Origin of the sequence: Pseudomonas sp. SWRI179 (assembly GCF_014268705.1) — a bacterium.
In the GTDB taxonomy this organism is placed as follows: Bacteria; Pseudomonadota; Gammaproteobacteria; order Pseudomonadales; family Pseudomonadaceae; genus Aquipseudomonas; species Aquipseudomonas zanjanensis.
Map to the genome: position 1 here is coordinate 1 of NZ_JABWRA010000105.1, position 7,020 is coordinate 7,020.

At 63.3% G+C, this 7,020-nt stretch carries 4 protein-coding genes; all 4 read left to right on the forward strand.

Annotation, left to right across the window (positions count from 1 at the left end; translation table 11 throughout):
- Positions 1 to 464 precede the first annotated feature (464 nt).
- Positions 465 to 1,865 (forward strand): amino acid permease, encoded by a 1,401-nt coding sequence (locus tag HU767_RS28290; RefSeq protein ID WP_186710285.1) that lies wholly within the window; start codon positions 465 to 467, stop codon positions 1,863 to 1,865.
- A 307-nt stretch (positions 1,866 to 2,172) separates the two neighbouring features.
- Entirely contained in the window at positions 2,173 to 3,894 is a 1,722-nt protein-coding gene (locus HU767_RS28295; protein WP_186731086.1) for a type I secretion system permease/ATPase, read from the forward strand.
- Complete coding sequence (locus HU767_RS28300) at positions 3,887 to 5,257, forward strand: HlyD family type I secretion periplasmic adaptor subunit (RefSeq protein WP_186731087.1); 1,371 nt, start codon at positions 3,887 to 3,889, stop codon at positions 5,255 to 5,257. The genes HU767_RS28295 and HU767_RS28300 overlap by 8 nt, the downstream gene beginning before the upstream one ends.
- Positions 5,258 to 5,259: 2 nt before the next feature.
- Positions 5,260 to 6,609, forward strand: coding sequence for a TolC family outer membrane protein (locus tag HU767_RS28305; RefSeq protein ID WP_186731088.1), 1,350 nt, complete (start codon positions 5,260 to 5,262; stop codon positions 6,607 to 6,609).
- Positions 6,610 to 7,020: the final 411 nt, after the last annotated feature.

Sequence of the window (7,020 nt, forward strand, 5' to 3'; positions counted from 1 at the left end):
GGCGGTGTGTCAGCCACATCAATGGCGACTGACCCGACGCCTTCGCGAGCAAGCCCGCTCCCACAGTTGTTTTGGGGTGTTCCCAGGATTTGTTGACACCACAAAACTGACAGGCATGGCGATAGCGCCTGGTGCTCCACGCAAAATACTTAACCCAGTAAAGTTTTTAAGGGGTATTTCATTCCAGCCCCACGGACCTGGCTGAATGCCCCGGTCCAGACGCTTGGCAAGAGGCAAAACGCCATGCCTCACTTGGCGAAATCAGGCACATAGGTGGCGCGTTCAGGTAACTAACTCGGGAGGGAAGGCGGGTAACGTGGCGCAACTTTTCACCGCAAGTGCGCACGTTCGCCCAGGGTGGATCAATACAAACCTGATGGTGCCGCTTCCAGGAGGGGCGGAAAAACCGAAACACCGATTGTTCCTGCGCGCGCCTCAATGTTCGATCACAAGAGAATAAGAAAATGACCAGCCCCAGCTTCAAGGATTCGAACGGCCATCTGGCACAGGGCTTCAAGCCTCGTCACGTCACCATGCTGTCCATTGCCGGGATCATCGGTGCGGGTCTGTTCGTGGGATCGGGTCATGCCATTGCCGCCGCCGGCCCGGCCGTCATGCTGGCCTATCTGTTTTCCGGGACGTTGGTGGTCCTGGTCATGCGCATGCTGGGTGAGATGGCGGTCGCCAATCCGGACACTGGCTCCTTCTCCACCTATGCCGACCAGGCCATCGGGCGCTGGGCCGGCTTCACCATCGGGTGGCTCTACTGGTGGTTCTGGGTGCTGGTGATTCCCATCGAAGCGTTGGCCGCCGGTCATGTGCTCAACCAATGGTTTCCCGCCGTCGATGCCTGGCTGTTCGCCTCGGTGTCGATCGTTTTGCTGGCGGTGACGAACCTGTTCAGCGTGTCGAAGTACGGTGAGTTCGAATTCTGGTTCGCCATGGCCAAGGTCGTGGCGATCATTGGTTTTATCTCCCTGGGTTTCGCAGTGCTGATGGGCTGGATTCCCGAGCGCGAAGCCAGCGGCCTGGGCCGGTTGATGGAGGAGCACGGCGGGTTCGCCCCCAACGGCCTGTCGGCGGTAGTGGGCGCGTTCATCACCATCATGTTCAGCTTCATCGGTACGGAGGCGGTGACCATCGCGGCGGCTGAATCCGACAACCCCGCGCAGAACATTGCCAAGGCCACCCGTTCGGTGATCTGGCGCATCGGTGTGTTCTACCTGCTGTCGATCTTCGTGGTCATTTCCGTGGTGCCGTGGAACGATCCACTCCTGGCTTCAGTGGGCTCCTACCAGCGGGCGCTTGAGTTGATGAACATTCCCCACGCCAAATTCCTGGTGGATGTGGTGGTGCTGATTGCCGTGGCCAGTTGCATGAACTCCTCGATCTACATCGCCTCGCGGATGCTGTATTCCCTGGGCCGTCGCGGCGATGCGCCAAAGGCCGTGAAGGTGACATCCTCGGCCGGTGTGCCACGGTCCGCGGTGATTGCCAGTACCGTGCTGGGCGCGGGTGTCACCTTGTTCAGCTACTTCATGCCCGCCGGCCTGTTCCAGTTCCTGCTCGCCAGCTCCGGTGCCATCGCCTTGCTGGTGTACCTGGTGATCGCCATCTCGCAACTGCGCATGCGCCGGATGCTGCAACGACAGAACATCGAGCTGCCTTTTCGCATGTGGTTGTTTCCCTGGTTGACCTGGTTGGTCATCGTGTTCATCTCGGCGGCGCTGGCGGTCATGATGATCTCGCCCGAGCACCGCAGCGAGGTGAGCACGACCCTGGGCCTGGCGCTGATCATTTCCTTTATCGGCCTGGCGACGTCGCGGCATCCACCCCAGCCCGAGAGCGTCGCTTCCCTCGGCTGATGCCTCATTTTTTACCCTGTTGACGCCACGTTACTGGCGTCAACAAACCCTCTTTTCAGCCCATTCAAGACGCAAAAACCTCAGTCTTGAAGCGCGGCCCTTCCGCCTGTCACCCACTTGCAAACCCAGCCCTGCGAACCGGCACTAACCCGCGGTCGCGTTGTCAGTAATTGGCGTCTGTGGGGATGAGGATCGTCCCTGTTATCGGCATATCAGCTGGATGGTTTTTCTCGAGCACTTTCGGGGAAAAGAGCTTTGCGATGGATTGCGTCCTGGACCGACCCTTTCTCTTGCAGGCGATTTTCCCATGGGGTTTCTACTCGATCCGCGTCATGACATCGATGCTGCCTTGCTGAGCTACCGCCGGGTGTTCTGGGCCCTGGCGCTGTTCAGTGGCGTGATAAATCTGCTGGTGTTGGTGCCGTCGCTGTACATGATGCAGGTCTACGACCGGGTCCTCACCAGCCGTAACGAAACCACCTTGTTCATGCTCACCTTGATGGCCCTGGGACTGTTCATGTTCAGTGCCCTGATCGAGTGGGTGCGCGGCGAGGTGATGATTCGCATGAGCGCGGGGCTGGACGATGCCTTGGGCGAGCGGGTTTTCGACGCCGCCTTCGCCCGCAGCCTGCGGGAACACAACGCTAACCCGGCGCAGGTGCTCACTGACCTGGCGACACTGCGGCAGTTGATCACCGGGCAGGGCCTGATCGCGCTGCTCGACGCGCCCTGGCTGCCGATCTTCCTGCTGGTGGCGTTCATCTTCCATCCCTGGTTCGGCGTGCTGACGCTGGTGCTCGCCCTGGTGCTGATCGGCTTGGCGCTGTGGGGCGAACTGGCGACACGTACGCGCCTGGGCGAAGCCAATCGCCTGGGGGTGCAGTCGTCAATCTATGTCAACAGCACGTTGCACAACGCTGAAGTCATCCAGGCCCTGGGCATGCTCGGGCCGTTGCGCCAGCGCTGGAGCCTGTTGCAGCAGCGCATCATTGCCGCCCAGGCCCATGCCAGCGACCGCGGTGCGCGCATCACCTCGGCGACGCGTTTCGTGCGGATTTCCGGACAATCCCTGGCCCTCGGGCTGGGGGCCTTGCTGGTACTGGAAGGCCAACTGTCGGCGGGCATGATGATTGCGATGTCGCTGTTGCTGGGGCGAGCCCTGGCGCCGGTGGAAATCGCCATCGGCTCGTGGAAGCAATTCAATTCCGGGCGCCAGAGCTACCAGCGCCTGAGCCAACTGTTGGCGCAGCACCCTCGTGATCGCTTGCGCATGCCATTGCCGCCGCCCACCGGGGCGGTGCGCCTGGAGCAGTTGTATGTCGGCCCGCCGGGGGCTTCGCAACCGATCCTGCGCGGGATCAATTTCAGCCTCGCCAAGGGCGACGTGCTGGCCGTGGTCGGGCCCAGTGCCAGTGGCAAATCGACCCTGGCCCGCGCCCTGGTCGGGGTCTGGCCGGCCATGGGCGGGTCGGTGCGCCTGGACGATGCCGAGATCAGCCAGTGGTCCCACGACGCCCTGGGCCCGCACCTCGGCTACCTGCCCCAGGACATCGAGTTGTTCGACGGCACGGTCGCCGACAACATCGCCCGTTTCGGTGAGCAGGACGCCGACCAGATCATCGCTGCCGGACGGCATGCCGGTATCCACGAAATGATCCTGCGGTTTCCCAAGGGCTACGACACGCCGCTGGGCCCCGGCGGGCTTGGCTTGTCCGGTGGGCAGAAACAACGCCTGGGCCTGGCGCGCGCGCTCTACGGAAGGCCCTCGCTGATCGTGCTCGATGAACCCAACTCCAATCTCGATGACGCCGGCGAGCTGGCGCTGGTCCAAGCCATCAGTGCCCTCAAGGCGGCCGGCAGCACTGTGGTCTTGATCACGCATCGGCCCAGTGTGCTGGCGGTGGTCGATCACATCCTCGTGTTGAAGGACGGGACTCAACAAGCGTTCGGCCCTCGGGACCGGGTGCTCAAGGCACTGATGCCGGGGCCGCGACCGGCCGCGGTCCGGGAGGCGGGCGGCGATGCGTGATCTGATCCCTGAGGCACAGACCTACAGCGAGCAGGGGCTGAGCGTGCGCGGCACCACGACACTACCCAGCGCTCGGACTGATGCCGGGAATGCGGCGCGTTATGGCGTGGGATTCCTGGTCCTGACGCTGGGCGGTTTCCTGCTCTGGGCCTGCCTGGCGCCACTCGACCAGGGAGTGGTGGGCAGCGGCACCGTGGTGGTGGCGGGGGAGCGCAAGGCGGTGCAGTCGTTGGTCGGCGGAGTGGTGGAAAAGCTGCTGGTGAGCGATGGCGACCGGGTTACCCAGGGGCAATTGCTCGTGCAGCTCAACACGGTGCAAGCGCAGTCGCAACTGGACGTGACCCTGGGCAAGCTGCTCAATGATCGCAGCATCGAGGCGCGCCTGATTGCCGAGCGCCTGGGCAGCGCCGAGATCCAATGGCCTGCGCAGCTGCTGGCGCGCGCCGACGAGCCACGAGTGAAGGCGGCCATGACCTTGCAGAGTCAGTTGTTCATCACACGTCGTGCGGAGCTGGGCAGCCGCTTGCAGATCATCGAGCACGAAGTCGCGGCGTTGCAGCAACAGTTGCTGGGCTACGAAGGCGTCAAGCGCAACTACGACGCGCAGATGCGTTTTCAGCAGCAGGAGCTTGAAGGCCTGCGTGACCTGGCCCGGGAAGGCTACGTTCCGCGCAACAAACTGTTCGAGGCCGAGCGCAACGCGGCCCAGTTGGCGGGGCAGATCGCCTCCGGCGTAGGGGATGTCGGCAGGACCCGCCAGGCGATCAACGAAAGCCGGCTCAAGGCCTTGCAGGCGCAGCAGGAATTTCGCCGCGATGCCGAGACGCAGCTCAGCGAGGTCTCGGCCGAGGCGGCCGGTTATGCCGATCAGATCCGGGCCTTGCAGTTCGAAGTCGACAACGGTGCGATCCGCGCACCGGTGGCCGGGCAGGTAATGGACGTGAGCATTCATACGGTCGGCGGCGTGGCGCAGGCTGGCCAGACCCTGATGCAAGTGGTGCCGCTGGATGCGCCGATGGCGATCACCGCCCGCTTCGAGCCTCTGATGGCCAACAAACTGCGCCCGGGCCTGCCGGTGCACGTGCATTTCACCGCGCTGCAACGGGTGGATACGCCGACGGTCACCGGCACCGTGACGACCGTATCGGCCGACCAACTGATCGACGAGCAGACGCACCTACCGTACTTCTCCGCCAAGGTCGAGATTCCCGCCGACACCGTGGCCGCGTTGCAAAGCGCCGGCCTGCTGGTGCGCCCCGGCATGCTCGCCGATGTCACGGTGGTGACGGGCGAACGCACCTTGATGAATTACCTGATGAAACCGTTGCGTGAACGCTTGCTGGCAGCCTTCAAGGAGGAATGAGCATGGTCGACCGTTGCCGCTCTTGCGTGCGTGTACTGCTAAGCCTGTGGACCGGTTGGGTGGTGCTCAGTCCTGTGTGGGCCGCGGAGAGTGGCTTGAGCCTCACCGCCGCCTACGATGCCTCGCGCCTCAACGATCCGACCGTGCAAGCGGCGGCCCACGCCTTTGAAGCCTCGCGGCACGAGGAGGACATCGGTCGCGGCGGCCTCTATCCGCAAGTCTCGCTGTCCTCGCGTTATGGCTACGGTGGGCGGACCGACGGCGGCGACGACAGCAGTTACGTCAACAGCAATGATTACCAGGCGAACAACGTCACCCTGGCGGCGCAACAACCGCTCTACGACAAGGCCCGCTGGGCGGCGTACCAAGAGGGCAAGGCGCGGGGAAAACTGGGCACCCAGGTGTTCGACGTGGCCGGCCAGACCTTGTATGACCGAGTGGCGAAGGGGTACTTCGAGGTCGCACGGGCCGAGAACGAGATCAAGCTGATCCAGCAGCAGAAGGCGGCGATCCAAGGCTTGGTCATCCAGAGTAAAAAGCTTTATGAGGGCGGCCAGGGGGCGATCACCGATATCGACGAAGCCCAGGCGCGGCTCGACCTGGTGCAGGCCCAGGAAGCCGAAGCCCAGGCCCGTCGCGTGGCGGCATTGCGGGCGTTGTCCGGGCGGGCCAGTGTGCCCATCGATGACATCCTGCCGATGCGCGAGGAACTGGCCGCCGGTAGCCCGATCCCGCCGGAGCAGGACTTGCCATACTGGACCGCGATTGCCCGCCAGGCCAGCCCCGAGCTGGCCGCTCGGCTGGCAGCGGTGAAAGTCGCCGAGGCCCAGGCCGACAGTCAGCGTGCTGGTCATTATCCGACGTTGTCATTGACCACTCAGTTGACCCGCCGTGAAACCCGTCAATACCAGGAACTCGACCCGCGCCAGGACACCTATTATGTGGGCGTGCAGTTGGACATTCCGCTGTACCGCGGCGGGGCGGTACGGGCCTCGGTGGCCAAGGCCGAAGCGCAACTGGCGGGTGCGCAGTCTGACTACGACGTGCAGCGCCAGCAGCTGGCCGAGGACATCGAGGCCGATTACCTGGGCGTCGTCGCCGGGTTCGCCAAGAGCAAGGCCATGCAGCGGGCGGTGGAGTCAAACCAGCGAGCGCTGACCTCGACGGAAAAAGGCTTCCAGGGCGGGGTGCGTTCCACGGTGGATATCCTTGACGCCCAGCAGCGACTGTTCCAGGCCCGCCGGGACCTGCTCAACACCAAGCTCGACATGCTGCAAAGCTATGTGAGCCTGCACACCCACACCGGCCAGATGAACCGCGCAGTGCTGGAGCAGGTGCAAAGCCTGTTCTAGACAAGCCTGGGTTCAAGTTTGCGCATCCCTGTGGTTGCCTGGATTTTCCTGGCACCACAAAACCCCTGTGGGAGCGAGCCTGCTCGCGAAAGCGGTGTGTCAGTCAGCATCCCTGTTGGATGTGCCGACGCCTTCGCGAGCAGGCTCGCTCCCACAGGTTTGATCTGCGGTTGCCCTGGGTTTTTCAGGCACAGCAGATCCCCTGTGGTTGACCTGGATTTTTCAGGCACAGCAGATCCCCTGTGGTTGACCTGGATTTTTCAGGCACAGCAGATCCCCTGTGGTTGACCTGGATTTTTCAGGCACAGCAGGGCCCCTGTGGTTGACCTGGATTTTCCTGGCATCACAAAGTCCCTGTGGGAGCGGGCTTGCTCGCGAAAGCGGTGTGTCAGTCAACATCCCTGTTGGATG

Bases quoted from the DNA above. Each gene is read 5' to 3' on its own strand.
- HU767_RS28305 (WP_186731088.1), top strand. From the start codon at position 5,260: ATGGTCGACCGTTGCCGCTCTTGCGTGCGTGTACTGCTAAGCCTGTGG.
- HU767_RS28295 (WP_186731086.1), top strand. From the start codon at position 2,173: ATGGGGTTTCTACTCGATCCGCGTCATGACATCGATGCTGCCTTGCTG.
- HU767_RS28300 (WP_186731087.1), top strand. From the start codon at position 3,887: ATGCGTGATCTGATCCCTGAGGCACAGACCTACAGCGAGCAGGGGCTG.
- HU767_RS28290 (WP_186710285.1), top strand. From the start codon at position 465: ATGACCAGCCCCAGCTTCAAGGATTCGAACGGCCATCTGGCACAGGGC.